Raw genomic sequence first — 24,427 nt, 5'->3', positions numbered from 1 at the left:
CGGCCATAACTTCGCCAAACTCCGGTCGCCGCCGGCCGGGCCGGGACGCCGTCACCTCCTGATCTTCGCCAAGACTTCACGAGTCCGGTCCCGGTCCGGGGAAGCGCTGGTGACGGCGTCGAGTTCGCCCAGGGCCCGCAGCTCCCACAGCGGAAACCCGAGCTCCCGGAACAACCCCGCCGAGGCGCGCAGCAGCCGTTCCGCCTCGCCGCCGTCGCCGTCCTCGGCCGCCGTCCGCCCGAGGCCGAGCAGGGCGTACCCGGCGCCGCGGCGGTCGCGCAGCTCCCGGAACACGTCCAGCGCGAGCCGCAGGTGCCGGCGCGCGCCCGCCGGGTCGCCCGCGCGGCGACGGGCCTCGGCGAGGCTGCGGTGGGTGTAGGCGGCGGCGTGCCGGTGCCCGATCCGTTCGAACAGCGCCAATGACCGCGTCAGGAAACGCTGCCCGTCGGCCGGTTCGCCGGCGTCGGTGTGCAGGTCGCCGAGGCTGCGCAGGACGTGCGCCTCCCAGTGCCGCTCGCGGGTGCGGACGGCGCCGCCGAGCGCGCCGGCGAGCAGGCAGGCCGCCCGGTCCCGGTCGCCGTGCCGGCGCAGGACGTCGGCGTAGCGCTTGGCGGCCTGGTCGTGCCCGCGGCCGTCGTCGGCCTCCCGGGCGAGCAGCATGCTCGCCTCGAAGCTTTCGACCGCCCGCCGGACGTCGCCGACGTCCTCGGCCAGCGAGCCCAGCTGCGCCGCCGCGGCGGCCTGGCCGCGCCGGTCCCCGCACGCGCGGAACAGGCCCAGCGCCTCCCTCAGCTCGGCCTCGGCGGCGTGCGGGTCGCCGCCGTCGAGGTGGACGTCGGCGAGCGCGGTCAGCACCTCCCCGGTGCCCTGCGGATCGGCCAGGGCGCGGTAGCGGTGCTCGGCCATGACGAAGTAGTTCCGCGCCCGGTGCCAGTGGCCGTGCTGCCAGTGCACCGCACCGAGGTTGTAGAGCTTTCCGGCCTCCGCGCGCGGGTCGCGGCGGCGCCGGGCCGCGGCCAGCCCGAGCACCGAGACGGCGCGAGCGGCGTGGCCGAGCCACGGGGTGCCCGCCAGCGCGGTGCACGCGTCGGCGAGCCGTTCGGTCAGCTCGTGCCAGCCGTGCGCGCCGGACAGGCGGACGGCGGCGGCGAGCAGGCCGGTCTCCTCGGCCGCCCAGCCCGCCGGGTCGGCCGCGATCCGCCGGGCGAGGGCCGGGTCGGGCGGGGGCGCCGGACGGCCCCGCGCGTGGTCGGCGAGCGCCAGCGCGGCCTCGCACGCCCGGCGCAGCGCCGCGGGATCGGCGCCGGCCGGGCTCTCGGCCAGCACGAGCCGCACGAACGGGGGCACCGCCCACCGCGTCCCGGCCGGGTCGAGCAGGTGGGCGGCGGCCAGGTCGTCCAGCCGGTCGCGGGCTTCGGCGAGGGACCGGTCGAGCAGCGCCGCGGCACCCCACTCGGGGACGGGGACGCCGAAGGCGGCGAGCAGCCGCAGCAGCGACACCTCGGCGGCGGACCGCTCCCGCAGCGCCGACGTCACCACGGCACGGACGCCGAGGTCGCCGGCGGTCAGCTCATCGAGCCGGCGGCGGTCGTCGGCCAGGCGCGCGGCGAGGTCGGCGACGCGCAGGTTCGGCCGCGTCGCGAGCTTCACCCCGGCGATCCGGACGGCGAGCGCGAGCCCGGCGCCGTGCCCGAGAAGCCGTTGCGCCGCTTCGGGTTCCGCCTTCAGCCGCGACTCCCCGGCGATCGCCGCCAGCAGCGCGCGGGCGTCCTCTGTGGACAGTGGCGGCACCGGGACCGCTCGCGCCCCGCACAGCCCGGGCAGCTCGCGGCGGGCGGTGACGAGCGTGGCGCAGCCGGGCCCGGCGGGCAGCAGGGCCCGCACCTGGGCCTCCGACGCGGCGTCCTCGAGCAGGACGAGCAGCCGCCGGTCGGCCGTGTAGCCGCGCCACAGCCCGGCCAGCCCGGCGCGGTCGGCCAGTTCGGCCGGGGTGGCGCCGAGCAGGCGCAGGAAACCCGTCAGCACGGTCGCCGGCTCGGCGGGGGTGCCGTCCGGGGCGCGCAGGGACGCGGTCAGCTGGCCGTCGGGGAACCGGCGGCGGGCCCGCCAGGCGGCCTGGACCGCCAGCGCGGACTTGCCGGCCCCAGCGGCCCCGTGCAGCACGACCGGGGCCGGGCCGCGCAGCGCGCGTCCGACGTCGGCGAGCTCGGCCGCGCGGCCGGTGAAGTCGGGCACCGCGGGCGGGAGCTGGGCGGGCGGCCCCGGCGTCGTCCACTCCGTGCCGGCGATCCGGCGGTACACCGCGACGAGGTCGGCGCCCGGCCACACGCCCGCCTCGTCCCACAGCGCGCGCCGGGTCCGGCGCAGCACCTCCAGTGCCGATTCGCGGTGGCCGACGGCGCCGAGGGCGACCGCGAGCCGGGCGGCGAACCGTTCGTCGGCGGGCCGGGCGGCGACCACCGGGGCGAGCCGCTCGACCACGGACTCACCGTCGCCGTCGGCCAGCTCCAGCTCGACCAGTTGCAGCAGGGCCGCGCAGCGCCGGTCCTCCAGCCACAGCTTGTGCGCCTCCAGCAGCGGCCCGCCCGCGACGTCGGCGAACGCGTCGCCCCGCCAGCACGCCAGCGCCCGGTCGAGCGTCCGGCGGCGCTGCGCCCGGTCGTCGGCGCCCGAGCCGAGCAGCGCCAGGAAGTCGTCCGCGTCCAGCTCCCCCGGCTCGACGGAAAGGGCGTACCCCCGCGGTCCGGAGCGCAGCCGCTGCCCGGCCTCGGCGGCACCGAGGCCGGGCGAGAGCGTCTTGCGCAGCTTCGACACGGTGACCTGCACGATCGCCGCGGCGCTCGGCGGGGCGCCGTCCGGCCAGAGCTCGTCGATGAGGGTGTCGCGGCCGACGAACCGGCCGGCGCGGGCGAGGAGGACGGCGAGCAGCCGCCGCGGCTGGGCCGCCGACGGCAGCGGGACGGAGGCCGTCACCGGCCCGAGGACCTGGAACCGCACGGCTACCACACCCCACCCGCGAGATCACCTGATCGAGCGAGCCGAATCTAACCGTCCCGGGCGTTCGGCGAACCCCGCTCACCCGGATGGCCGACGACGTTCGCCTCAGACGTGCGCGAGGAGCTTCTCCAGCAGCTCCGGGTGCTCCTTCAGGCCTTCGCGCAGCGTGTGCTCCCGCAGCGGCTTCAGGTCGCCGTAGGGCTGGTTCGCCCAGTCCAGCGCCCCCTGCGGCGGCTCGGGGTCGTACTCGATGCCGAACTGGATGGTGGTCGCGACCTGGCGGCCGGCCAGCCGTTCCACCAGGTGCAGGGCCAGGTCGATGCCGGCCGAGACGCCCGCCGCGGTGATCACCGGGCCGTCCTCGACCCAGCGCCGGGCGACCGGGGTCGCGCCGAGGCCGGTCAGCAGGTCGCGGAACATCCAGTGCGTCGTCGCCTCGCGGCCGTCGAGGAGCCCGGCCGCGCCGAGGACGAGCGAGCCGGTGCACACCGACGTCAGCAGCTCCGCGGAGACGGCCGCGGTGCGCAGCCAGGCGAGGAGGCGCTCGTCCGCCATCGCGTGCAGGGTCGGGACGGTGCCGCCGGGCACGAGCACCGCGAAGGGCGACGGCACCTCGTCGAAGGTGTGGCTCGGGGCGACCCGCAGCGGCGTGTCGGTGCCGACGGTGTCCTTCGTGGCGCCGACGACGACGGTCCGGAAGCGCGGGTCCAGCTGCCCGAGCGCGCTGAGCACCTGCAGCGGGCCCACGAGGTCGAGCGGCGTCAGGCCGGGGTACACGACGAAGGCGATGGTCTTCTGCTCATCGGTCATGGGCTCGAGCTTGGGCAAGCCGCGGACGGCGGGCGGCCCGGATGTCCGAATTCCTGCGAACCACGTCCGAGTGCCGGGCGGGACTGCTAGCGTTCGGCCATGCCAGGGTCACCCAGACGGGTCGTGATCGTCGGGTACGCCGACGCCGAGCTGCTGGACATCGCCTGCCCCGCCGATGTGTTCGACGCGGCGAACCGGCTCGGCGCGCGCCCGCCGTACGAACTCCGGCTCGCCTCGGTCGACGGCCACGCCATCACCACCGGCTCCGGGCTGACGCTGCAGCCGCACCTGCGCCTCGACCAGGTCGCCGGCGACCTGGACACCCTGGTCGTGTCGGGTGGCTGGGGCAGCACCGCGGCGGCGGCCGACGAGCGCGTCCTGGCCCACGTCCGGCGGCTCGCCCGCACCAGCCGCCGGGTGGCGTCGGTGTGCACGGGCGCGGAGGTGCTCGCGGCGGCGGGGCTGCTCAACGGCCGCCGCGCGACGACCCACTGGCGCTACGCGGCGCGCCTGGCCCGCGACTACCCGGCGGTGACGGTGGATTCGGTGCCGCTGTACGTCCGCCACGGCAACGTCTACACGGCGGCGGGCGTGACGAGCGGGCTGGACCTGACGCTGTCGCTGGTGGAGGCGGACCACGGCCCGTCACTGGCCCGCGAGGCGGCCCGGATGCTCGTCACGTACCTGCAGCGGCCCGGGAACCAGGCCCAGGTGAGCCTGTTCCTGGCCGGGCCGCCGCCGGAGCACCGCGAGGTCCGCGACCTCACGGCGTACATCACCGAGCACCTCGACGCCGACCTCGGCACGCCGGCACTGGCGGCCCGCGCGGGGATCAGCACCCGCCAGCTGACGAGGTTGTTCGACGCCCACCTGGGCACCACGCCGGGCCGGTACGTCCGCACGATCCGCACGGAGCAGGCGGCGCGCTTGTTGTCCGGCACCGACCTCCCCCTGGCGACGATCGCCCGCCGCTGCGGCTTCGGCTCGACGGAGACGTTGCGCCAGGCCTTCCTCGACCACTTCGACACGCCACCGTCGGCTTACCGCCGGGTCCACGTCCGCCAGTCCTACGGCTGACGCCGTGTCGACCTCCCAATCACGCGAGATGCCCCTCCAATCACGCGAGATACGCGCCCAATCACGCGAGATGCGGTTCTGATCACGTGAGTTCCGGGTCTGGTCACGTGGGCTTCGCCGTGCTGGAGCGGACGACACGCGTGATTGCAGGGACGACACGCGTGCTTGGGGGGACGACACGGTGCTTCGGGACGAACCGGGCCGTCGGCGGCCCCTCGCGCGGGGTGGCGGATCCCGCTGTCAGGATGTGTGGGTGGACCGCCCCGACCTGGACGACGACGCAACCGGCCCGATTCGCCGGATCACGGACGAGGTGTCCCCTTCTCCGGCCCGCGGCACGTCCGGAACGCCGGGAACGCCCCGCAAGCCCGCCCGCCGCACGCCCCCCGAGGGCACCCGCCGGGCGGCCGACCCCGCCCGCCGCCGCGGCGACACCGGCGCCCAGCGGGTTCCGGCGGGGGAATCCGCTGCCGGACCGCGCGCCGCCCACTCCGGATCGCTGCCGGTTCCGGCGGAGAACGAGCGCACCGAGGCCCGGCGGCGCCGCGGCGACACCGGGCCGCAACGAGTGCCCGACAACGACCAGCCCGCGACTCCGCGGCGCCGCGGGGACACCGGGCCGCAACGAGTCACCGAGAACGGCACCCGCCGCGGGGACACCGGACCCCAGCCGACCCCGGCCGGCGGCGACCAGGCCGGCTCACCGCGCCGCCGCGGCGACACCGGACCTCAACCGGCCACCGACGCAGCCACCCCGCGCACCCGCCGCGGGGACACCGGACCCCAGCGAGCCACCGACGCCCGTCCCCGGCGCAAAACCCCCGAACCCCCGGAACCCCCCACCGGACACGGCCACGGACACGGCCCCGCCGCCCCCGCGTCCCGGCGGGTCCGGCTCCTCCTGATCTGGCTGCTCGCCCCCCTGGCGCTCGCCACCGTCGTCGGCATGGTCGTCCTCTACCCCTGGGGCAAGGCCTCGCCCACCAGCGTCGTCCCGCAGGGCACGCCCGTGCACGCCGACATCAGGACCACCGCCACCGGGCCCTGTCTCGCGCAGGGCCAGGTGCAGGTCGGCGACCAAACCGACCCGAACGCGAAACCCTGTCTCACCGTCGAGCTCACCATGACCGACGGCCCGGCCGCCGGGAAACCGCTGCGCCTCACCGTCCCGATCGAGCCCAGCACCCCGCGCTTCGCCGCCGGGGACGCCGTCGTGCTCGCCTACAACAACGGCAACCCCGGCGATCCCGCCAGTTTCCAGCTCGTCGACTTCCAGCGCGGCACTCCCCTGCTCGTGCTCGCCGCCCTCTTCGCCGTCGCCGTCCTGGTGCTCGGGCGGTGGCAGGGCGTGGCCGCGCTCGTGGCGCTCGGGCTCTCCTTCGTCGTCATCGCGCTGTTCATCCTCCCGGCCATCCTCGCCGGGGAAAACCCGCTGGTCGTGGCCATCGCCGGGGCCGGGGCGATCATGTTCATCGCCCTCTACCTGACCCACGGCCTGTCCGCGCGGACCTCGGCCGCCGTGCTCGGGACGCTCGTCAGCCTCGCCCTCATCGGCGTGCTGTCCGCGATCTTCTCCGCCGCCGCCTCGCTGACCGGGCTCGACGACAGCACCTCGACGCTCATCGGCTCGCTCGGCCACGGCATCGACGCGCGGGGGCTGCTGCTCGCCGGCGTCGTCATCGGCGCCCTCGGCGTGCTCGACGACGTCACCGTCACCCAGACCAGCGCCGTCTGGGAGCTCCGGCGCGCCAACCCCGACCTGACCTGGCGCGAGCTCTACAACTCCGGCCTGCGGATCGGGCGCGACCACGTCGGCTCGGCGGTCAACACCCTCGTGATGGCCTACGCCGGGGCCGCGCTGCCGGTGCTGCTGTACTCGTCGATCTCCGGTGTCGGGCTCGGCGCGCTGCTCGGCAGCGAGGACATCGCGCAGGAGATCATCCGGACGCTCGCCGGCAGCGTCGGCATCGTCGCGGCCGTCCCGGTGACCACCGTCCTGGCCGCGCTGATCGCCTCCCGCGAGCCCGCGGGACACCTCAGTCCAGCGTTGCCACGAACCGGCTGACGGCCTCCATCGTGAAGCGCTGCACGTACTTGCCCGACGGCGCCACCGACGCCAGCCGGTAGAGCGGGCGCTCCGCCACGCCGGCGCCGCGGGCCTCCGCCTTCAGCTCGGCCACCAGCAGCTCGCCGAACACGAGGCCGTTCGCCTCCGTGTTGTTCATCAGCGCGTTCGCGAGCTTCCGCAGCGGCAGGATGCCCAGCTCGCGCCCGCCCGTGCCGGAGAACACGGCGAGGTCGACCTTCGCCACCTTGCCGCGCTGCCCCGCGTTGACCAGCAGGCTCACCGTGCGGCTGCCCCGGACGTCGCCGACGACGAGGTCGAGGCGGGTCGCGGTCACCAGGTCGACCCGGCGCAGCCCCCACGTGCGCACGAGCAGCGTCGAGCCCTCCAGCCAGACGCGGCGCCGGATGCTGACCGCCATCACGTACAGCAGCGGCAGGGCGATCACCAGGGCGACGACCAGGCCGGTCACCGTGCCGCCGATCAGGCCGGCGATCCCGCCGAAGGCCGCCGCGACGATCACCACGCCGATCAGGCCCGAGATGCCGCGCCGGCGACGGCCGCGCGGGTCCTCCTCGAACAACGCGATGCGTTCGGCCACCGTCATGCCCCCGTCCCGGCGAGGAACGGGTTGCCCGCGCGTTCCCGGCCGATCGTCGTCGCCGGGCCGTGGCCCGGCAGCACCACCGTGTCGTCCGGGAACGCCGCCAGCAGGTCACGCACGGCCTCTGCCACGTCGCCGCGGCCGACCGACCCGGCGAACAGCGTGTCGCCGGTCAGCGCGAGCCGCCCGCCCTCGGGCGTCGCCAGGCCCAGCGCCACCGAGCCCGGGGTGTGCCCCGGCACGTGCCGGACGTCGACGTCCAGGCCCGCGTACGTGCCCGGCGCCAGCGGCAGGCTGGCGCCGTCGTACAGCGGCGCGTCGTCCGGGTGCAGGTGCAGGGGGACGCCGTGCTCGGCCGCCAGCCCGGCCGCCGAAGCGACGTGGTCGGGGTGGCCGTGGGTGGCCAGCAGCGCGGCCGGGACCAGCCGGTGTTCGGCGAGCGCGGCGGCCAGCGGCGCGGCCACCTCCTGGCCAGGATCCACGACCACGCACGGCCCGCCGGCGGCCGCCGCCAGCAGGTAGCAGTTGGCCTGCAGCGGGCCGCTGCCGAACCCGACGACGAGCACCGAACGCCTCCCCGGACTTCCGCGCCGGATGGCGCCGATCACGATCGGGTTGAGACTAGCGGGCCCTGTACATGGTCCTCACAGGCTGTGCCCATACACTGCCGCTACCTCAGACGTGTGACACGAGCGGAAACCTGGAGGGTACGGGGTGGCGACCAACCAGCAGCGCCGCGAAGCTGCGAAGCGCAAACTCGAGCGGCAGCTCGAGCGCCGATTGGAGCAGCAGAAGCGACGCCGGATGATCGGGGCTGGTGTAGTCGGCGTGGCCGTCCTCGTCGTCGCCGGTGTCGTGGTGTGGATCGTGAGCGCGAACAGCAGCGACGGCACCGACGCCGCGGCGTCGTCCTCGGCCGCCCCGCCGCCGACCGAGCTCCAGATCCCCACGCAGCGCACCGCGCTGCCGAAGCGCGCGACGCCGTTGCCGAACCCGACGACGTGCGACTTCAAGGCCGACACGACGGGCAAGGCGCCGAAGAAGGTGAACCTGCCGGACGGCAAGAACGTGCCGTCGACCGGCACGGTGAACGTCACGCTGAAGAGCACGGCGGGCGACATCCCGCTGACGCTCGACCGCGCGCTCGCCCCCTGCGCGGTGCAGAGCTTCGTCAGCCTCGCCAAGCAGAACTTCTACGACGGCACCATGTGCCACCGGCTCGGCACCGAGGGCCTGCAGATGCTGCAGTGCGGTGACCCGGCGGCCACCGGCGACCCGGCGAACGACGGCCAGGGCGGCCCCGGCTACACGATGCCGGACGAGGCGTTCCCGGAGATCAAGTACGGCCGCGGCATCCTCGCCATGGCGAAGACGCAGGCCCCGAACTCCGGCGGCAGCCAGTTCTTCATGGTCTACGGCAACGCCGACGGCCTCTCGCCGGACTACTCGGTGTTCGGCAGCATCAGCGACGAGGGCCTGAAGGTGCTCGACGCGGTCGCCAAGGCCGGCATCGGGAACCCGAACCCGCAGGACGGCACCGGGGCGCCCACCAAACAGGTGAAATTCACCGGCGTCACCGTTTCGTAGCACGACTCGGCACAGCCCGTCCCGGACGAGATCCGGGACGGGCTGTTTCGTGTCCGCCGGGCGCAAGATCTGAACCACGCCCGCACCCGCCCCGTGTCAGAGGTGACACCGCCAGACCCGCCGAGGGTCGCCGGGGAGAGGTGCGACGATGGTCGAAAACCGGATCACCGCGGTCCGCCGCGTCCTCGGGCGGGCCGGCCAGGCCGGCTGCGCCGGTGTCCTCTTCGCCGTGCTCGCCGGCGGTCCCGCGCTCGCGCAGGACGATCCGCCGCAGCCGCCGCCGGTCAAGTACTTCATCGTGCCGCACGCCGACAACCCCGACGACATCACGCTGTTCAAGATCGCCGAACGCGCGCTCGGCGACGGGCGGCGCTTCCCCGAGATCTTCCGGCTCAACGAAGGCAGGCCGCGGCCCGACGGCACGCCGTTCACCGATCCCACCGCGATCGAGCCCGGCCAGGTGCTCCAGCTGCCCGACGACGCCGCCCCGGAGCCGGGCGTGCAGTACGGGCCGCTGCCGGCCACCCCGCCCCTCACCCCGGCCACGGCGCCCGCTCCCGTCCCCGCCGCCGGTGAGCCGTCCGGGCTCGGCGTCGGGCTGGCTTCGGTCGTCAGCGGCACCGGTGGCCTGCTGACCGGCCTGCTCGCCGGGCTCTGGTGGCGACGGCGGCCGCAGCTGCTCCCGCCGGCCCCGTTCGAGCCGCCCGCGCCCGCGGAGGAGGACTTCGGCTCCGGCTCGGTCAGCGGCACCCTGCCGCTGCCGATCGTGGTCCCCGAACCGCGTCCCGACGTCGTGTTCCGCCCGGAGCCGAAGACGACCGAGCTCGCGATCATCGTGCTCGACACCGCCGAAACCCAGGTGATCGCCGCGGTCCGGCCCGGCTCGCGGTTCCACTTCCGGATCGGCCCCGAACCGGACTTCGCCGACTCCCCGACCGTGCTCGTGATCGACGGCGACGCCGACCGGTCCTGACCCCGGGCGGTACGTGCCGGGTCACTCTGCGCTGAACGGATCAACCGGCGCCCGAACACTGGCCAGCGGGCCGCCGGGCCCGCAATAGTCGTCGCATGACCTCGGATCCGTTCGGCACCCTGCAGAAGGCGCTGTGGATCGGCGGCGCCCCGTGGACCGGGAAGTCCACCGTCGCGCGGCTGCTGGCCGAGCGGCACGGCCTGACGGCCTACCACCACGACGACCGGGTCCGGCCCGGCACTCCCCTGCCGGACGACCTCCCGGCCGGCGACCAGCTGAGCGCGATGATGGCCGAGTTCGGGAGCCGCTTCCGCCGCGCCCTCGACGACCTGCGCGCGCTGGCCTCGCCCCGGCCGGTCGTCGCCGAAGGCCGCGGGCTGCGGCCGGAGCTCGTCGCCCCGCTCGTGGACTCACCCGGCAGGATGGTGGTGCTGGTGCCGACCGAGCTGTTCCGCCAGCACCAGCTCCGGCACCGGCCGGACGCGCCGGCGATCCCAGAGCAGCGCACCCGGCTGACGCGCGACCGGATGCTCGCCGCCCACGCCGTGCGGGCGGCGCGGGACCGCGGCATCCGCGTCATCGAGATCGACGGCAAGCTCGACCCGGCCGGCGTCACCGACCTCGTCGCCGAGCACTTCCACGCCTACCTGGACGTCGAGGTCAGCGAAAGGTGAACCGCGGCGGGCGCCGCTCGAGGAACGCGGCGACGCCCTCCGCGTAGTCCTCGCCGTGCAGGGCCTCCGCGCGGATCTCCTCGACCTCGGCGTCCGGGGTTTCCTGCCCGGCGACGATCTTTTCGATGATCCGGTTCATCCCGCGGACCGACGCCTGGGAACGAGAGCAGAGCGTTGCGACGAAGGCTAGCGTCGAGGCTTCGAGGTCGGCGGCCGGGAAGACGTCGTTGAGCAGGCCGATCTCGCGGGCCCGGGCGGCCGTGATCAGCTCGCCGGAGAGCAGGAAGTACTTGGCGTGCGCGGGGCCGACGAGCGAGACGAGCTGGCGCGTCGAGTCGAAGTGGTAGACGATGCCGAGCTTCGCCGGGGTGATGCCGAACCGCGCGCCGTCGGCGGCGAACCGGAAGTCGCAGGCGACGGAGATCTGGCAGCCGCCGCCGATGCAGTTGCCCTGGACCATCGCGACCGACGGCTTGCGCATCGCGGTGAGCGCGGCGACCGCGCCCTCGACGGCCTTGTCGTAGCTCGCCGCGCCTTCGGCCGTGGTCCGCAGCTCCCCGAACTCGCTGATGTCGGCACCGGCGGAGAAGTGCTTGCCGGCTCCGGCGATCACCAGGGCCTTCAGCGCCGGATCGGCCTCCACCTCGGCCACGACATCCGGGATGGCCGCCCACATGCCGTAGGTGATGGCGTTCATCTTCTCCGGCCGGGTCAGCGTCAGGCGGGCGACTTCGCCGTCGCGCGCCAGGTCGAATCCGTCGGTCATGCCCCGCACACTAACTGCTCGCCCTCAGCGAAACCGGCGGTGTGTGACGCGGTCGTGTGGCTAGTTTGGGGCCATGGCGGCGATCGAGGTGGGCGGGACGGCGTTCGGCTACGACGAAGCGGGAGAGGGGCCCGCCGTCGTGCTGCTGCACGCCGCACTGGGCGACCGCCGGATGTGGGACGCGCAGTTCACCGAGCTCGCCGCCACCCACCGGGTGATCCGCTACGACCGCCGCGGGTTCGGGGAAACCGGCGGCGAAAGCGGCGAACACGCCCACTACGAGGACCTGCTCGCCCTGCTCGATGCCCGGGGGCTCGAGCGGGCCGCGCTGGTCGGGGCCTCGATGGGCGGGGCGTGCGCGCTCGACGCCGCCCTCGCCGCACCGGAGCGGATCACCCGGCTGGTGCTGCTCGGCTCGGGGCTCACCGGGCACACCTGGCCGGACCACATGCAGGCGGACATCGCGGAACTGACCGCGGCGATCCTCCCGCCCGACCGCCTCGCCCGCTACCAGGCCCGCGAAGGCGACGTCGACCCGGCGGACGTGCGGGCCATGGCGGAAGCCAACATCCGGTACCTGGTCGCCGGACCGGCACGCGATGTCTCGGTGCTGCCGGGCGAAATGGTCGCGCTGGTCCGGGAGATGTGCGAGCAGGTGTACCGCCACGACTGGACGGCTCCACAGTGGACGGAGCGGATCCCGGACACCCGGCACCGGCTCGCCGAGATCACCACGCCCGCGCTGGTGGTGGTCGGGACGGCGGACGCCCGCGGGCTGGTGGAGCTGTCGGCGCACCTGGCGGAGTCGTTGCCCCAGGCCGAGTTCGTCGAGCTGGCCGGCACCGGGCACCTGCCGTCGATGGAACGGCCGGCGGAGGTCAACGCCCTGCTGCGGAAGTTCCTCTAGCCGAAGATCTTCTGCACCTGCTCCGAGATCTTGGCGACCAGCTCGGAGAACTGCGCCACCCCGCCCAGCAGGCCCTTGACCTTCTCCCAGCGGCTGCGCACCACCGCCGGCTCCGCGGCCTCGCCCGCGCTCAGGTCGGCCGCCAGGTCGGTCAGCGTGTCCTCCAGCACCTCCTGCTTGGCCAGGTCGCGGCCGCGCACCTCGGAACTCAGCCGCTCGACCAGCTCCAGCAACGCCGGGAGCGCGGTCTCGGCGCCGCCGGCTTCGATGCCCGTCTGGGTGATCGCGCCGGAGTTGTCGCCGCCGATGCTGACCTTGTTGCTGATCCGGTGTCCCATCAGGCCTCCGTCCTGGTCCGCCTGCCGGGTGCCGCCGGCGGGCGCCGGCGCGCGCCGCGCACGCCGGTCTGGGTGATCGGGGCGCTGTTGTCGCCGCCGATCGTGATGTCGTTGTTGATCACGACCGCCGCCTGCTCCTCGAACTTCGCCGTCGAGAAGCCGGCTTCGTCCAGCAGCTTGCCGATCGCCGGGAGCAGCCGGCTCTCGAGGATCTTCTCGTACCGTTCGATGTCGAGGAGCTGGAAGTAGTCGGTGAACAGGTTGAGCGACCCGAGTTCGCGCAGGGTCTGCGCGGCGCCGTAGCGGTCCGGGTCCAGGACGCCGGCCTCGCGCTTCGGGTGCCGGATCCACGACACCAGGTTCAGGATCCGGCCCGGCAGGCTCGCCGGCATCTCCAGCCAGGCCAGCAGTCCCTGGCCGAGCGGGCGCAGCGAGTCCGGCCGCATCTTGTCCACCACGCGGTACTCCGCCCGGATCGGCGGCAGCATGAACGGCGTCCACTCGACGTACAGCGTCGTGTCGTCCACGGCGACGTGCAGGAACGTCGTGAGCACCAGCTCGCGGTCCCAGGTCTCGACCTGGAAGGAAAGGTAGTAGCGCGCCCATTCCTTCGGTTCGGTGCGGAGCCGGGCGACGGCGTCCGGGGACAGCCGGGTGTGCGGCGGGTGCGTGACGTCCGGCAGGTAGGTCGCGGCGTCCGGCTCCCCCAGGTGGTCGATCAGCGCGGCGGCCGGGGTGAACACCGCCTCGGTCACGGTCAGCGCGCCGAGCCGGTTGTCGGGCGTCAGCGCGTTCGCGTGACGCAGGTTCGCGATCGCCTCGCGGATGCCGTCGTACAACGCCTCGGTCGTCAGCTGCGGCCGGCCTTCGCCGTCTTCGACCCGCTCCAGCGGGACCGCCATGGACCAGGCGTCACGCCGGTACCCGGCGCCCACGAACGGGTTGTACCCGCGGTAGACCACCAGGGGTGCTCCCGGCGTCTCGGCGGTCTCTTCGCCACCCCGGAAGCGGGCGAGCTGCCCCCGGAAGTCTTCGGTGAGGAGCCCGGTGAGGCTGCCGCCGCCGTCGGCGGGCCGGGCGAACCGCCGGAAGCGCGTCGTCACCAGGTTCCACAGCGACCAGCGCTCGATCGTCGCCACCACGCCCACGACCACCGCGAGCACGATGCCGATGACCGCGCGGGCGGTGTCGCCACCGGACGAGTCGTCGTATTCGACGTCGTCGTAGTAGCGCGAGGAGTACCGGCTCCCGGAGTCGAAGATCTCGTCCGAATAGGACAGCAGCAGCCAGGCGACGACGATCGCCGCGGCCAGCATGATCATCATCTTCGGGTTGACCGGCTTCTCCGGCGCGGACGCCTTCCGCGCCATCCGCACGCCGACGAGCACCAGCGACACCACGATCCAGGCGTAGAGCAACGGGTTGTCCCACAGCAGCCCGAGCACGACGGCCATGAGCAGCACCAGCAGCCCGTCGTAGTTCTTGCGGCGCGCCCGCGCCCGCACCGCCTCGGTGAGCACGACACCCGCGTCGAGCCCGGTCGACGGCGGGACCGGCCGGGTGGGTTCGACGAGGAACTCCGTGATGGCCCGCTTGCCGTAGGCGGGATCGAGGTAGGACGCCGCACAGAGGTAGCGCGTGGTGTCGTCGGCCATCCGGCCCCCCTTGTCAGGCTGGCTCCCCCGCAAGTTGCGGACCGTATCATGCAGCCGCGAGCCACGGGGCGGTAATTCCGCCTCCGCAACCTCAGTGCAACAGTGCCGCGGTCAGTTCCCCACGGCTGCGGACGCCGACCTTGCCGAACACCGACTTGAGGTGGTCCTGCACCGTGTGCGCCGAGATCGCCAGCCGGGCCGCGATGTCCGTTGTGGACAGTCCGGCCAGCACCTCGCGGCAGACGTCGCGCTCCCGGGCGGTCAGGCCGTAGGCGGCGAGCAGCACGCCCAGCAGCTCGGCACCCGACGCGCGGTCGAACGTCACGACCGTCTCGCCGTCGTCCTCCCCGGCCACCAGCCGGCTGGCGTGCACCACGATCCACCCGCCGTGGGCGTCGCGGACACGGGCCCGGAACGTCCCCGTCGCCGCCGCGCGGGCCCCCGTCACCACCGCGCGCACCATGACCGCGAACCGGCCGGGGGCGATCTCGTCGAGCTCGGAGCGCCAGGTCTCCGCCGCCGCGGTGGCCGCCCGCTGCCTGCCGTCCGCGCCGACGACCACGATCGCCGGTTCGGCCCGCTCCCCCGCACGGCGGATGCGGGCGGCCACCCGCGTCGCCGCCGCCAGCGCCGGAGCGACCGACGTCAGGAACTCGACCTCGCGGTCGCCGAACTCGCCGCGGCGCACCAGGCCGGCCGCGCCCCACGCCGTGCCGTCGACCCGGAACACCACGCGCAGCTCGTGCCCGAGCCCGAGCGGCCGCCAGACCTCGGTGAGCCGTCCGCTGCGCTCGACAGCCCGGCGCGGCAGGTCGGACAGCCGCGCCACCGGTACCGGCCTGCGCGCCAGCTCGGCGAAGGTGTGCGGCTGGGCGCCGTCGTACTCGTAGGTGGCCAGCAGCGGCTCGTACTCGCCGGGGATGCGGGCCCGGCCGCTGGTCATCGAGCTGATCACGGCGGTGTCCGGGTCGAGCGACGCCCAGCACGTCAGCTCGGCGGGCACCACCCGCTCGACCAGCTCGATGGCGGCGGCGTGCAGCTCGGCGACGCCGAGACCCGCCGTGGCGAGCGCGGCGACGTCCCGCCGCACTCCCTGTGCCCGGCCGTCCCACACGGACGCAGTATGCGCCGCCGGTGCGCCCGGCGGGTATCCCACCTTTCCGGGATGGTCCCCCGGGCTCGCGGGTTCCTAGCGTTGTCGGCATGACCCACTTCAGCGCCCCGGGCGAAGGCCCGGAACTCGATTCGAAGGACGCGCGGATCACCGTCAAGGTCGGCGCGGAGCACACCGGCGGCGCCTACGAGGTGTTCGAGGTCGACGCGCCGCGCGGGCCGTCGGTCCCGCCGCACACCGAGCCCTGGGCGAAGAGCTTCTACGTGCTCCACGGGCGCATCACGGTGTACGTGGACGGCGAGCTGCACGACCTCGTCCCTGGTGCGTCGATCAGTATTCCGGCCGGTGCGGCCAACACCTTCACGGTGCACACGCCGTCTGCGCAGTTCCTTGCGGTGTGCCTGACGGACGGGATGGGGCGGTTCTTCCGGGCCGTCGACCAGGCTGCTCCCGAGCGGATTCCGGAGATCGCCGGGCAGCACGGGATCGAGCTTGTGTCGTGAACGTCGTTGCGCAGGTTTTCGCTGGGGTGGCGGTGTTGGTGCACCTGCTGGCATTCGTCTGGGAGGTTGTGCTGTTCGAACGGCCGGGGGTGCACGAGGGCATTTTTCGGATCCCGTCCGTGAATTTGCCCGCTACTCGGCTGTGGTCGTTCAATGTGGGGTTTTATAACTTGTTTCTTGCCTGTGGGCCGGTGCTTGGGTTGATCCTGCTGCATACCGGGGGTGTCGAGGCCGGGCGGTGGTTGGTTCTTTACTGCTGCGGGTTCATGGTGCTGGCCGGGATCGCCCTCGGGGTGTCGGACGTGCTGGCTCTCAGCCGCCCGCGCGGGGCGGGCCGCGGTGGCGCGCTGGCCCAGGCGATGCCACCGCTTGGTGCGCTGGTTGCGGCGCTCTTCTAGGAAGCCGACGTCACCCGGTACACGTCGTAGACGCCCTCCACGCCGCGGACCACCTTCAGGACGTGGCCCAGGTGCTTTGGGTCGCCCATCTCGAACGAGAAGCGGCTGACCGCGACGCGGTCGCGGGACGTCGTCACCGATGCCGACAGGATGTTGACCTTCTCGTCCGCCAGCACCTTTGTCACGTCCGAGAGCAGGCGGTGGCGGTCCAGTGCCTCGACCTGGATCGCCACCAGGAACACCGATGATGCCGAGGGTGCCCACTCGACCTCGACCAGGCGCTCGGGCTGGGACTGCAGGTCGCCGGCGTTCGTGCAGTCCGTGCGGTGGACCGATACGCCGCCGCCGCGGGTGACGAAGCCCAGGATCTCGTCGCCCGGTACCGGGGTGCAGCAGCGGGCCAGCTTCGCCCAGACGTCGCTGGCGCCCTTGACCACCACTCCGACGTCGTTGGAGCCGCGGCGGCGGGTCACCGTGGACGGTGTCGCGCGCTCGGCGAGCTCCTCCTCCGCCGCGTCGACGCCGCCGATCAGGGCCACCAGGCGCTGGACCACGTGCTTTGCGCTCGTGTGGCCCTCGCCGACCGCCGCGTAGAGCGATGAGATGTCGGCGTGGCGCAGCTCCGTGGCCACCGCGCCCATGGACTCCGCGGAAACCAGGCGCTGGATCGGCAGGCCGACCTTGCGGATCTCCTTGGTGATGGCTTCCTTGCCGCCCTCGATGGCCTCGTCGCGGCGTTCCTTGGCGAACCACTGACGGATCTTGGCGCGGGCCTTCGGCGAGCCCGCGAACTGCAGCCAGTCGCGCGACGGGCCGGCGTTCTCCGCCTTCGACGTGAAGATCTCGACGACTTCGCCGTTTTCCAGCTTGCGCTCGAGCGCGACCAGGCGGCCGTTGACGCGGGCGCCGATGCAGCGGTGGCCGACCTCGGTGTGCACGGCGTAGGCGAAGTCGACCGGCGTCGAGTCCACCGGCAGCGTGATGACGTCGCCCTTCGGGGTGAACACGAAGATCTCGCGCGCGGCCAGCTCGTAGCGCAGGGACTCGAGGAAGTCGCCCGGGTCCGCGGCCTCGCGCTGCCAGTCGAGGAGCTGGCGCATCCACGCCATCTCGTCGACGTCCATGGCGTTGCCGCTGTGCGTGCCCTTGGTTTCCTTGTAGCGCCAGTGCGCGGCGATGCCGTACTCGGCCGTGCGGTGCATCTCGTAGGTGCGGATCTGCACCTCGAGGGGCTTGCCGTCCGGGCCGATCACCGTGGTGTGCAGCGACTGGTAGACACCGAACCGCGGCTGGGCGATGTAGTCCTTGAACCGGCCGGGCACCGGCTGCCACAGCGCGTGCACGACACCCATCGCCGCGTAGCAGTCGCGGACGTCCTCGACCAGGATCCGCACGCCGACCAGGTCGTGGATGTCGTCCAGGTCGCGGCCGCGGACGATCATCTTCTGGTGGATCGAGTAGTAGTGCTTCGGCCGGCCCTCGACCTTCGCGGTGATCCGCGACGACACGAGGTTGCTGGTCAGGTCCGTGATGACCGAGCGCAGGTAGATGTCCCGTGACGGCGCGCGGTCGGCGACCAGGCGGACGATCTCGTCGTACTTCTTGGGCTGCAGGATCGCGAACGCGAGGTCTTCCAGCTCCCACTTGACCGTGGCCATGCCGAGCCGGTGGGCCAGCGGGGCGAGCACCTCGAGGGTCTCGCGGGCCTTGCGGGCCTGCTTCTCCGGCGGCAGGAAGCGCATGGTGCGCATGTTGTGCAGCCGGTCGGCGAGCTTGATGACCAGCACCCGGGGGTCCTTGGCCATGGCGATGACCATCTTGCGGATGGTCTCGGCCTCGGCGGACGAGCCGAGCTGCACCTTGTCCAGCTTCGTGACGCCGTCGACCAGCTCGGCGACCTTCTCGCCGAAGTCGGCCTTCAGGCTTTCGACGGCGTAGCCGGTGTCCTCGACCGTGTCGTGCAGCAGCGCCGCGACGAGCGTGGTGGTGTCCATGCCCAGCTCGGCGAGGATGGTGGCGACCGCCAGGGGGTGGGTGATGTACGGGTCGCCGGACTTGCGCCGCTGGTTGCGGTGGAGTTCCTCGGCGACGTCGTAGGCGCGCTGGAGCAGCCCGAGGTCGGCGTTGGGGTGCAGCTCGCGGTGGATGACGGCCAGGGGTTCGAGGACCTGCTTGACCGGGGCGGCGCGCTGCGCAGTGATCCGCCGGGCGAGGCGCGCCCGGACCCGCCGGGTCGCGGACGGGTTCGGCGCCGCACCGTTCGGCTTCGGCGGCGCGGGCTGTGCCGCCGCCTGCCCGTTCTGCTGGGCGCCCTGTTTCGCGGGCACCGCGGCGTCGAGCTCCTGGCTCACCCGCACCTCCTGCTGCTCGTGCGGCCTTCGGACCACCAGGGTAGCCGTTGCGCCTCGCAGCCCTGTCGGGTGCGCCCGTTCAGGGGGATGTGGGGCCCGTCACCAGCACGAACTCGCGTGATTGAACCCGTGACCCGCGTGATTGAAGCCGTGACTCACGTGATTGGGGCCGTAACTCGTGAGTTACGGCCCCAATCACGCGAGATCCGGGCTGGATCACGCCAGTTACGGGTTCAGCAGGTCCGGAGGGCGTGGATCTTGCGGTCGCCCAGGACGCCCCGGCCGCCGAGGGCGGCCAGTTCCAGGACCACCGACACGCTGTCGACCACCGCGCCCGCGTCCTCCAGGAGCTTGCCCGTGGCCGCGACCGTGCCGCCGGTGGCCAGGACGTCGTCGAGGACGGCGATGCGCTGGCCCGGCCGGACCACGCCGGCCGGGAGCTCCACCGTGGCCGTGCCGTACTCCAGGGCGTAGTCGACGCGGCCCGCCACGGCCGGCAGCTTGCCCGGCTTGCGGATCAGCACCACGCCGAGGCCGCGGGCGTACCCGACGGCCGCGGCGAGGAGGAAGCCGCGGGCCTCCACGCCGGCGAGCGCCTCGACCGACGGGTCGAGGGTGCCCGCCAGCGCGTCGGTCACCGCTTTGAACGCACCCGCGTCCGCGAAGAGCGGGCTCAAGTCGCGGAACAGCACGCCGGGCTCGGGGAAGTCCGGCACCTCGGCGATCAGGCCGAGGGCTTCGTCGAGCTCCACGTCAGCGCTTCCGCTTGCCCGCGGGCTTGCCGGCCGGGCGCTGCTTCTGGATCCGGGCGGGGACGCTGGCCGCGGCCGCGTACGCCTTCTCCTTGCGCAGTTCCTTCGCCAGGGCGTCGTCGTCGGAGGCGTCGAAGTCCTCGCCCGCCGCCTTGCGCTCCTGGCTGGCGCGACGCTGGCGGACCCGCTCGGCCTGCTGCTTGTACTTCGGGTCGCGCATCTTGAAGTCGACCAGCAGCGGCGTCGCCAGTGCCACCGACGACAGGACGCCGACGAGGGTACCGGTGAGCTGCACCAGCGCCAGGTCCTGCAGCGTGCCCGAGCCGAGCAGGATGTACCCGACGACCAGCAGGCCGAGGATCGGCAGCAGCGCGATGAACGCCGTGTTGAACGACCGCATCAGGGTCTGGTTCAGCGCGAGGTTCGCGGCCTCGCCGTAGGTGCGGCGGGTCAGCCCGAGCAGGCCGCGCGTGTTCTCGCGGACCTTGTCGAACACCACCACCGTGTCGTACAGCGAGAACCCGAGGATGGTCAGCAGGCCGATCACGGTCGCCGGGGTGACCTCGAAGCCGATCAGCGAGTACACACCCGCGGTGACCAGGATGTCGTGCAGCAGCGAGACCAGCGCCGCCGCGGCCATCCGCAGGTCGAAGTAGACCGCGAGGAAGATGACCACCGCGACGAGGAACACCGCGAGCGCGATCAGGGCCTTCTGCGAGATCTCGCCACCCCAGGACGCGCTCACCGCGCTGTCGCTGATCGCCTGGACGCTGGCCTGGCCGTTGCTGCCGATCGGGCCCAGGTCCTGGAACAGGGTCTGCTTCAGCTTGGCGACGTCGGCCGCGTTCAGCGTCTCGGTGCGGATCTGGATGGTCGAGGCGTTGCCCGTGCCGACCTTCTGCGTCTCCGTCGCCGGGTGACCGAGTGCCTTCTGGAACGACTCCTTGGCCTGCTCCTCGGTGATCACGCCGTGGGTGCCGTTGGCCGGCATCTGGATCTGCGTGCCGCCCTCGAACTCGATGCCGAGGTTGAAGCCGCGGATGATCATCGACAGGAGGCACACCAGCACCAGCGCGCCGAAGAAGACGTACCAGCGCTTGCGCTTGCCGACGACGTCGAACGCGCCCGTGCCGACGTAGAGCCGGTGGAAGACGCTTTCCTTCTTGCCGGGCTTGGCCGCCACCTTGGCGTTGCCCTCGGCGTCCGTGTCCAGTTCTTCGACCCCCATGTCAGGCCTCCTTCACGTTCGCGCGGCCGACCGAGGTCGACTTCTTACGCTGCGAACCCACTTGCTGCACGGCGCCGAGGCCCAGGTGCCTCGGATTGGACAGGAAACTGTTCTTGGACGTGGACACCATGGCCACCAGCGGGTGCGTCACCAGGTACACGACGACCAGGTCGAGCACCGTGGACATGCCGAGGGTGAACGCGAAGCCCTGGACGTCGCCGACCGCGATGACGTACAGGATGGCCGCGGCCAGGAAGCTCACCGCGTCCGAAGCCAGGATGGTGCGCCGGGCGCGGACCCAGCCGCGCGGCACCGCGGACCGGAAGGTCCGGCCCTCCCGGATCTCGTCCTTGAGCCGTTCGAAGTAGATGACGAACGAGTCCGCCGTGATACCGATGGCGATGATCAGGCCGGCGATGCCCGCGAGGTCCAGCGTGTAGCCGATCCACCGGCCGAGCAGCACCAGCACCGCGAACACCAGCGCGCCGGACAGGGCCAGCGACAGGATGGTGAGCACGCCGAGCAGCCGGTAGTAGAACAGGCAGTAGATGAACACGACCAGCAGGCCGATGCCGCCGGCGATCAGGCCGGCCTCCAGCGAGGCCAGGCCGAGGGTCGCCGACACCGTGGTCGCGTCCGACGAGGCGAACGACAGCGGCAGCGAGCCGTACTTGAGGATGTCCGAGAGGTTCTTCGCCTCGGTCTGGGTGAACTTGCCGGTGATCTGGGTGTTGCCGTCGAGGATGGCCACCTGGATGTTCGGCGCGGACACGACCTGCGTGTCGAGCACGAACGCGGCCTGCTGGCCCTGGTTCTTCGAGGTGAAGTCGGCCCAGGTCTTGGTGCCCTCGCTCTTGAAGCTGAGGTTCACCACCCACTGGCCGCGCTGCTGGTCGTAGCCCGAGGTGGAGTCGGCGATCTCGGTGCCCGGCAGGAACTCCGGCTCCAGCAGGTACTTGGCGGTGTCATTGTCACCGCAGGCGACCAGCGGCAGCTTCGGGTCGTCGTTGCCCTCGAGGGGGTCCTTGGCGTTCGGCGCGCAGGTGAGCGCCGCCATGGCCTTGGCGACGAGCTCCTGGTTCGGCTGGCCGTCGGCGCCGATCAGCTGCGGGTTCTGCCGGAGGGCCTTGGCGGCCTGGATCTCCTGCGCGGTCTGCGCGTCGACCGAGCCGTCCGACGGCGCGGGAGCCGGCGCCGGGGTCGACGCGGGCGGGGCGCTGCTGCTCGGCGCGGCCGGCGTGGTGCTCTGCTGCTGCGCGAGGGCACCGGCGGCGCCACCGCCGCCTGCCGTCGGCGGCGCGGTCGACGTGGCCGGCGGCTTGGTGCCCGAGGTCGGCGCGCCGGAGGTCGGCGCACCCGAGTTCGGCGCACCCGAGGTCGGGGTGCCCGTGGCGGGCGGCGGGGTGGTCGGCTGCGGCGGCACCACCGGCTGGGTGGCGGCGGAGACGACCTTCCGGAAGCCCAGCTTCGCGGTCTTGCCCAGGTTCTTCGCCTGGTCGCCCTGCTCACCCGGGACCGTGATCACGACGTTGTTGCCGTCGAGGAGGACCTCGGTGCCGCTGACGCCGATCCCGTTGACGCGCCGTTCGATGATCTGGCGGGCCTGGTTCAGGGACTCACGGGTCGGCTGGCCGCCGTCGGGGGTGCGGGCGGTGAGCGTGACCCGGGTGCCGCCCTGCAGGTCGATACCCAGCTTCGGGGTCGGCTTGTGGTTGCCGGTGAGGAACACCAGCGCGTACAAGACGATCACGATCAGGGCGAACAGGGCGAGATAGCGTCCCGGGCGGAGATGCCCGGCGGAAGCTGCCACGGTGCTTCGGTCTCCTCGGACGGGGTGGACCCCAAAGTTGCGGTGCCCGCCCGGAGGGTTACCGGGAGGGACTGTGTGCGATTCACTCCCGGGCACGGGTATGACGGCGGACACGCACGCAGCACCGAGACACTACTCGGTGCTGCGTGAGCCCGGCGTGCGAGGTCATACCGACTTTCGTCGGGATTCCCGGCCTCGCCCAGGAGTGCCGCGGGGGTTACTTCTTGCCGTGCTCCAGCGGCGGCGCCACCTGCGCGGTGGTCTGCGGCTCGTCGGTCTTGACGGCGGTCGCCTCGACGGCCTTCGGCTCCTCGACGGTCTCCTCGACCTCGTCGGCGGCGTCTTCTTCGGTCTCGACGACCGGCTCGACCTTCTCGCGGACGGCCAGCCGCAGCCACGTGGTGACGACACCGGGGGCGATCTCGATGTCGATCGTGGTGTCGCCCGAAGCGTCGGCGACGGTGCCGTACAGACCGGACGTGGTCATCACGCGGTCACCGGGCGCCAGGCTGCTCTGCAGTTCCTGCTGCGCGGCCTGCTGCTTCTTCTGCTTGCGGGTGCTCATCACCAGCGGCACGGCGAGGACGAGCACGAGCAGCAGGGGCAGCAATAGCTGTTGCATGATTCTCCGTTCGACGGACACCCGGGCCCTGCCGAAATGTCCGGTTTTGGGTATGTGCTCCTGTCGAGTGTGCCAGGTACCAGCGCGGACGCCGACACCCACCCGCCGGTACGAGCCGCTCAATCCTGTTCGAAGAGCGACGGCCCGCCCTGGTCCGGGCGCCCCGGGAGGTCCGCGGGCGGCACCATGCCGAGGTGTTCCCACGCGGACGCGGTCGCGACGCGGCCGCGCGGGGTGCGGGCGAGCATACCGGCGCGCACGAGGTAGGGCTCGCAGACCTCTTCCACGGTGGTCGCCTCCTCCCCCACGGCCACCGCCAGCGTCGAGATGCCCACCGGCCCGCCGCCGAACGACCTGGTCAGCGCGGTGAGCACGGCCCGGTCGAGCCGGTCGAGGCCGAGCTCGTCGACGTCGTAGACGGCCAGCGCGGCGCGGGCGACCTCGCGGGTCACCTTGCCGTCGGCGCGGACCTCGGCGTAGTCGCGGACGCGCCGCAGCAGCCGGTTCGCGATCCGGGGCGTGCCGCGCGAGCGGCGGGCGATCTCGGCGCAGCCCTCGCGGTCGATCGGGATGTCGAGGATCGTCGCGGCGCGGCGGACGACCAGCTCCAGCTCCGCGTCGGTGTAGAACTCCATCTGGCCGGTGAAGCCGAACCGGTCGCGCAGCGGGCCGGTCAGCGAGCCGGACCGGGTGGTGGCCCCGACCAGCGTGAACGGCGCGATTTCGAGGGGGATGCTGGTGGCGCCCGGGCCCTTGCCGACGACGACGTCGACCCGGAAGTCCTCCATCGCCAGGTAGAGCATCTCCTCGGCGGGCCGGGCGATCCGGTGGATCTCGTCGATGAACAGGACGTCGCCGGGCGCGAGGTTGGACAGCATCGCGGCCAGGTCGCCGGCCCGTTCGAGCGCGGGACCGGAGGTGATCCGGATGGCCGCGCCCAGCTCGGCGGCGACGATCATGGCCATCGACGTCTTGCCGAGCCCGGGCGGGCCGGACAGCAGGACGTGGTCGGGCGGGACCCCGCGGCGGCGCGCGCTCTCCAGCACCAGCTCCAGCTGCTCGCGCACGCGCGGCTGGCCGACGAACTCGTCGAGCTTGCGCGGGCGCAGGGTGCCCTCGACGTTCTCTTCGCCGGTCTGGGCCCACGCCGAGAGGGCCTCTTCCTCGTCCACCGCCTCATACTCCACTCCCCGCGC

At 73.0% G+C, this 24,427-nt stretch carries 22 protein-coding genes; 8 read left to right on the top strand and 14 right to left on the bottom strand.

Going from position 1 to position 24,427, the window contains the following annotated elements; all coding sequences use genetic code 11:
• Nucleotides 1-51: 51 nt before the first annotated feature.
• Together BLW76_RS23050 and BLW76_RS23045 are read right to left on the bottom strand one after the other, a co-directional pair.
• A complete protein-coding gene (locus tag BLW76_RS23050) occupies nt 52-2,997 on the bottom strand; it encodes an AfsR/SARP family transcriptional regulator (protein ID WP_091310803.1) in 2,946 nt (981 codons plus the stop codon).
• 105 nt (nt 2,998-3,102) lie between these two features.
• Complete coding sequence (locus BLW76_RS23045) at nt 3,103-3,807, bottom strand: DJ-1/PfpI family protein (protein ID WP_091319736.1); 705 nt, start codon at nt 3,805-3,807, stop codon at nt 3,103-3,105.
• A 99-nt stretch (nt 3,808-3,906) separates the two neighbouring features.
• Here BLW76_RS23045 and BLW76_RS23040 point away from each other — a divergent pair, with 99 nt between their 5' ends.
• Together BLW76_RS23040 and BLW76_RS23035 are read left to right on the top strand one after the other, a co-directional pair.
• On the top strand, nt 3,907-4,884 hold the full coding sequence (locus BLW76_RS23040) for a GlxA family transcriptional regulator (RefSeq protein WP_091310801.1): 978 nt from the start codon (nt 3,907-3,909) through the stop codon (nt 4,882-4,884).
• A 253-nt stretch (nt 4,885-5,137) separates the two neighbouring features.
• Nucleotides 5,138-6,949 (top strand): YibE/F family protein, encoded by a 1,812-nt coding sequence (locus tag BLW76_RS23035; protein WP_091310799.1) that lies wholly within the window; start codon nt 5,138-5,140, stop codon nt 6,947-6,949.
• On the opposite strand, the gene BLW76_RS23030 is transcribed toward BLW76_RS23035, so the two are convergent.
• Complete coding sequence (locus BLW76_RS23030; RefSeq protein ID WP_167384696.1) at nt 6,921-7,556, bottom strand: hypothetical protein; 636 nt, start codon at nt 7,554-7,556, stop codon at nt 6,921-6,923. The genes BLW76_RS23035 and BLW76_RS23030 overlap by 29 nt on opposite strands.
• Nucleotides 7,553-8,119 (bottom strand): MBL fold metallo-hydrolase, encoded by a 567-nt coding sequence (locus BLW76_RS23025; protein WP_091310797.1) that lies wholly within the window; start codon nt 8,117-8,119, stop codon nt 7,553-7,555. The genes BLW76_RS23030 and BLW76_RS23025 overlap by 4 nt, the downstream gene beginning before the upstream one ends.
• A gap of 148 nt (nt 8,120-8,267) precedes the next feature.
• On the opposite strand from BLW76_RS23025, the gene BLW76_RS23020 reads away from it, so the two are divergent.
• The 3 genes from BLW76_RS23020 (at nt 8,268) to BLW76_RS23010 (ending at nt 10,787) form a co-directional block, all read left to right on the top strand.
• Entirely contained in the window at nt 8,268-9,140 is an 873-nt protein-coding gene (locus BLW76_RS23020) for a peptidylprolyl isomerase (RefSeq protein ID WP_091310795.1), read from the top strand.
• 148 nt (nt 9,141-9,288) lie between these two features.
• Nucleotides 9,289-10,113: a LysM peptidoglycan-binding domain-containing protein gene (locus BLW76_RS23015; protein WP_091310793.1), complete on the top strand. Its 825-nt coding sequence runs from the start codon at nt 9,289-9,291 to the stop codon at nt 10,111-10,113.
• Nucleotides 10,114-10,208: 95 nt separating this feature from the next.
• Nucleotides 10,209-10,787 (top strand): P-loop NTPase family protein, encoded by a 579-nt coding sequence (locus tag BLW76_RS23010; protein WP_091310791.1) that lies wholly within the window; start codon nt 10,209-10,211, stop codon nt 10,785-10,787.
• On the opposite strand, the gene BLW76_RS23005 is transcribed toward BLW76_RS23010, so the two are convergent.
• Nucleotides 10,774-11,553, bottom strand: coding sequence for an enoyl-CoA hydratase/isomerase family protein (locus BLW76_RS23005; protein ID WP_167384695.1), 780 nt, complete (start codon nt 11,551-11,553; stop codon nt 10,774-10,776). The genes BLW76_RS23010 and BLW76_RS23005 overlap by 14 nt on opposite strands.
• A gap of 73 nt (nt 11,554-11,626) precedes the next feature.
• Here BLW76_RS23005 and BLW76_RS23000 point away from each other — a divergent pair, with 73 nt between their 5' ends.
• The gene (locus BLW76_RS23000; RefSeq protein ID WP_091310787.1) at nt 11,627-12,460 is read left to right on the top strand and encodes an alpha/beta fold hydrolase; all 834 of its coding nucleotides are present in this window, start codon (nt 11,627-11,629) and stop codon (nt 12,458-12,460) included.
• Here BLW76_RS23000 and BLW76_RS22995 read toward each other — a convergent pair.
• The 3 genes from BLW76_RS22995 to BLW76_RS22985 all read right to left on the bottom strand — a co-directional run bounded on the left by BLW76_RS22995 (nt 12,457) and on the right by BLW76_RS22985 (nt 15,567).
• Complete coding sequence (locus BLW76_RS22995) at nt 12,457-12,798, bottom strand: hypothetical protein (RefSeq protein ID WP_091310785.1); 342 nt, start codon at nt 12,796-12,798, stop codon at nt 12,457-12,459. The genes BLW76_RS23000 and BLW76_RS22995 overlap by 4 nt on opposite strands.
• On the bottom strand, nt 12,798-14,453 hold the full coding sequence (locus BLW76_RS22990; RefSeq protein ID WP_091310782.1) for a hypothetical protein: 1,656 nt from the start codon (nt 14,451-14,453) through the stop codon (nt 12,798-12,800). Before BLW76_RS22990 ends, BLW76_RS22995 begins: the two co-directional genes overlap by 1 nt.
• Nucleotides 14,454-14,544: 91 nt before the next feature.
• A complete protein-coding gene (locus BLW76_RS22985) occupies nt 14,545-15,567 on the bottom strand; it encodes a helix-turn-helix transcriptional regulator (RefSeq protein WP_091310780.1) in 1,023 nt (340 codons plus the stop codon).
• A gap of 89 nt (nt 15,568-15,656) precedes the next feature.
• Between BLW76_RS22985 and BLW76_RS22980 the strand changes: the two genes are divergently transcribed.
• On the top strand, nt 15,657-16,070 hold the full coding sequence (locus BLW76_RS22980) for a cupin domain-containing protein (RefSeq protein ID WP_091310778.1): 414 nt from the start codon (nt 15,657-15,659) through the stop codon (nt 16,068-16,070).
• Nucleotides 16,067-16,468 carry a DUF1304 domain-containing protein gene (locus BLW76_RS22975; protein WP_091310776.1) on the top strand — a complete coding sequence of 134 codons (402 nt, stop codon included), beginning with the start codon at nt 16,067-16,069 and terminating at the stop codon, nt 16,466-16,468. The genes BLW76_RS22980 and BLW76_RS22975 overlap by 4 nt, the downstream gene beginning before the upstream one ends.
• Here BLW76_RS22975 and BLW76_RS22970 read toward each other — a convergent pair.
• The 6 genes from BLW76_RS22970 to ruvB form a co-directional block, all read right to left on the bottom strand.
• Complete coding sequence (locus BLW76_RS22970) at nt 16,465-18,819, bottom strand: RelA/SpoT family protein (protein ID WP_091310774.1); 2,355 nt, start codon at nt 18,817-18,819, stop codon at nt 16,465-16,467. The two genes, BLW76_RS22975 and BLW76_RS22970, sit on opposite strands and share 4 nt — an antisense overlap.
• Before the next feature lie 233 nt (nt 18,820-19,052).
• On the bottom strand, nt 19,053-19,571 hold the full coding sequence (locus BLW76_RS22965) for an adenine phosphoribosyltransferase (RefSeq protein WP_091310772.1): 519 nt from the start codon (nt 19,569-19,571) through the stop codon (nt 19,053-19,055).
• Between the two features lies 1 nt (nt 19,572).
• Complete coding sequence (secF, locus tag BLW76_RS22960; protein WP_091310769.1) at nt 19,573-20,799, bottom strand: protein translocase subunit SecF; 1,227 nt, start codon at nt 20,797-20,799, stop codon at nt 19,573-19,575.
• A 1-nt stretch (nt 20,800) separates the two neighbouring features.
• Nucleotides 20,801-22,609 carry a protein translocase subunit SecD gene (secD, locus tag BLW76_RS22955; protein WP_167384694.1) on the bottom strand — a complete coding sequence of 603 codons (1,809 nt, stop codon included), beginning with the start codon at nt 22,607-22,609 and terminating at the stop codon, nt 20,801-20,803.
• Nucleotides 22,610-22,826: 217 nt separating this feature from the next.
• Complete coding sequence (gene yajC / locus BLW76_RS22950; protein WP_208613357.1) at nt 22,827-23,231, bottom strand: preprotein translocase subunit YajC; 405 nt, start codon at nt 23,229-23,231, stop codon at nt 22,827-22,829.
• 119 nt (nt 23,232-23,350) lie between these two features.
• Nucleotides 23,351-24,418 carry a Holliday junction branch migration DNA helicase RuvB gene (gene ruvB / locus BLW76_RS22945; protein WP_167384693.1) on the bottom strand — a complete coding sequence of 356 codons (1,068 nt, stop codon included), beginning with the start codon at nt 24,416-24,418 and terminating at the stop codon, nt 23,351-23,353.
• Nucleotides 24,419-24,427 lie beyond the last annotated feature (9 nt).

The organism is Amycolatopsis tolypomycina (genome assembly GCF_900105945.1).
Lineage (GTDB): Bacteria > Actinomycetota > Actinomycetes > Mycobacteriales > Pseudonocardiaceae > Amycolatopsis > Amycolatopsis tolypomycina.
Note: the sequence above shows the minus strand (reverse complement) of the source record. Positions and strands in the feature narration are given on the sequence as shown.

Excerpts from the sequence above, each read along its gene's own strand:
- secF (WP_091310769.1), bottom strand. The coding sequence starts at position 20,799 with ATGGGGGTCGAAGAACTGGACACGGACGCCGAGGGCAACGCCAAGGTG.
- BLW76_RS22990 (WP_091310782.1), bottom strand. The coding sequence starts at position 14,453 with ATGGCCGACGACACCACGCGCTACCTCTGTGCGGCGTCCTACCTCGAT.
- BLW76_RS23030 (WP_167384696.1), bottom strand. The coding sequence starts at position 7,556 with ATGACGGTGGCCGAACGCATCGCGTTGTTCGAGGAGGACCCGCGCGGC.
- BLW76_RS23015 (WP_091310793.1), top strand. The coding sequence starts at position 9,289 with ATGGTCGAAAACCGGATCACCGCGGTCCGCCGCGTCCTCGGGCGGGCC.
- BLW76_RS23000 (WP_091310787.1), top strand. The coding sequence starts at position 11,627 with ATGGCGGCGATCGAGGTGGGCGGGACGGCGTTCGGCTACGACGAAGCG.
- BLW76_RS23005 (WP_167384695.1), bottom strand. The coding sequence starts at position 11,553 with ATGACCGACGGATTCGACCTGGCGCGCGACGGCGAAGTCGCCCGCCTG.
- BLW76_RS22980 (WP_091310778.1), top strand. The coding sequence starts at position 15,657 with ATGACCCACTTCAGCGCCCCGGGCGAAGGCCCGGAACTCGATTCGAAG.
- BLW76_RS23040 (WP_091310801.1), top strand. The coding sequence starts at position 3,907 with ATGCCAGGGTCACCCAGACGGGTCGTGATCGTCGGGTACGCCGACGCC.
- yajC (WP_208613357.1), bottom strand. The coding sequence starts at position 23,231 with ATGCAACAGCTATTGCTGCCCCTGCTGCTCGTGCTCGTCCTCGCCGTG.
- BLW76_RS23045 (WP_091319736.1), bottom strand. The coding sequence starts at position 3,807 with ATGACCGATGAGCAGAAGACCATCGCCTTCGTCGTGTACCCCGGCCTG.
- BLW76_RS22995 (WP_091310785.1), bottom strand. The coding sequence starts at position 12,798 with ATGGGACACCGGATCAGCAACAAGGTCAGCATCGGCGGCGACAACTCC.
- BLW76_RS23010 (WP_091310791.1), top strand. The coding sequence starts at position 10,209 with ATGACCTCGGATCCGTTCGGCACCCTGCAGAAGGCGCTGTGGATCGGC.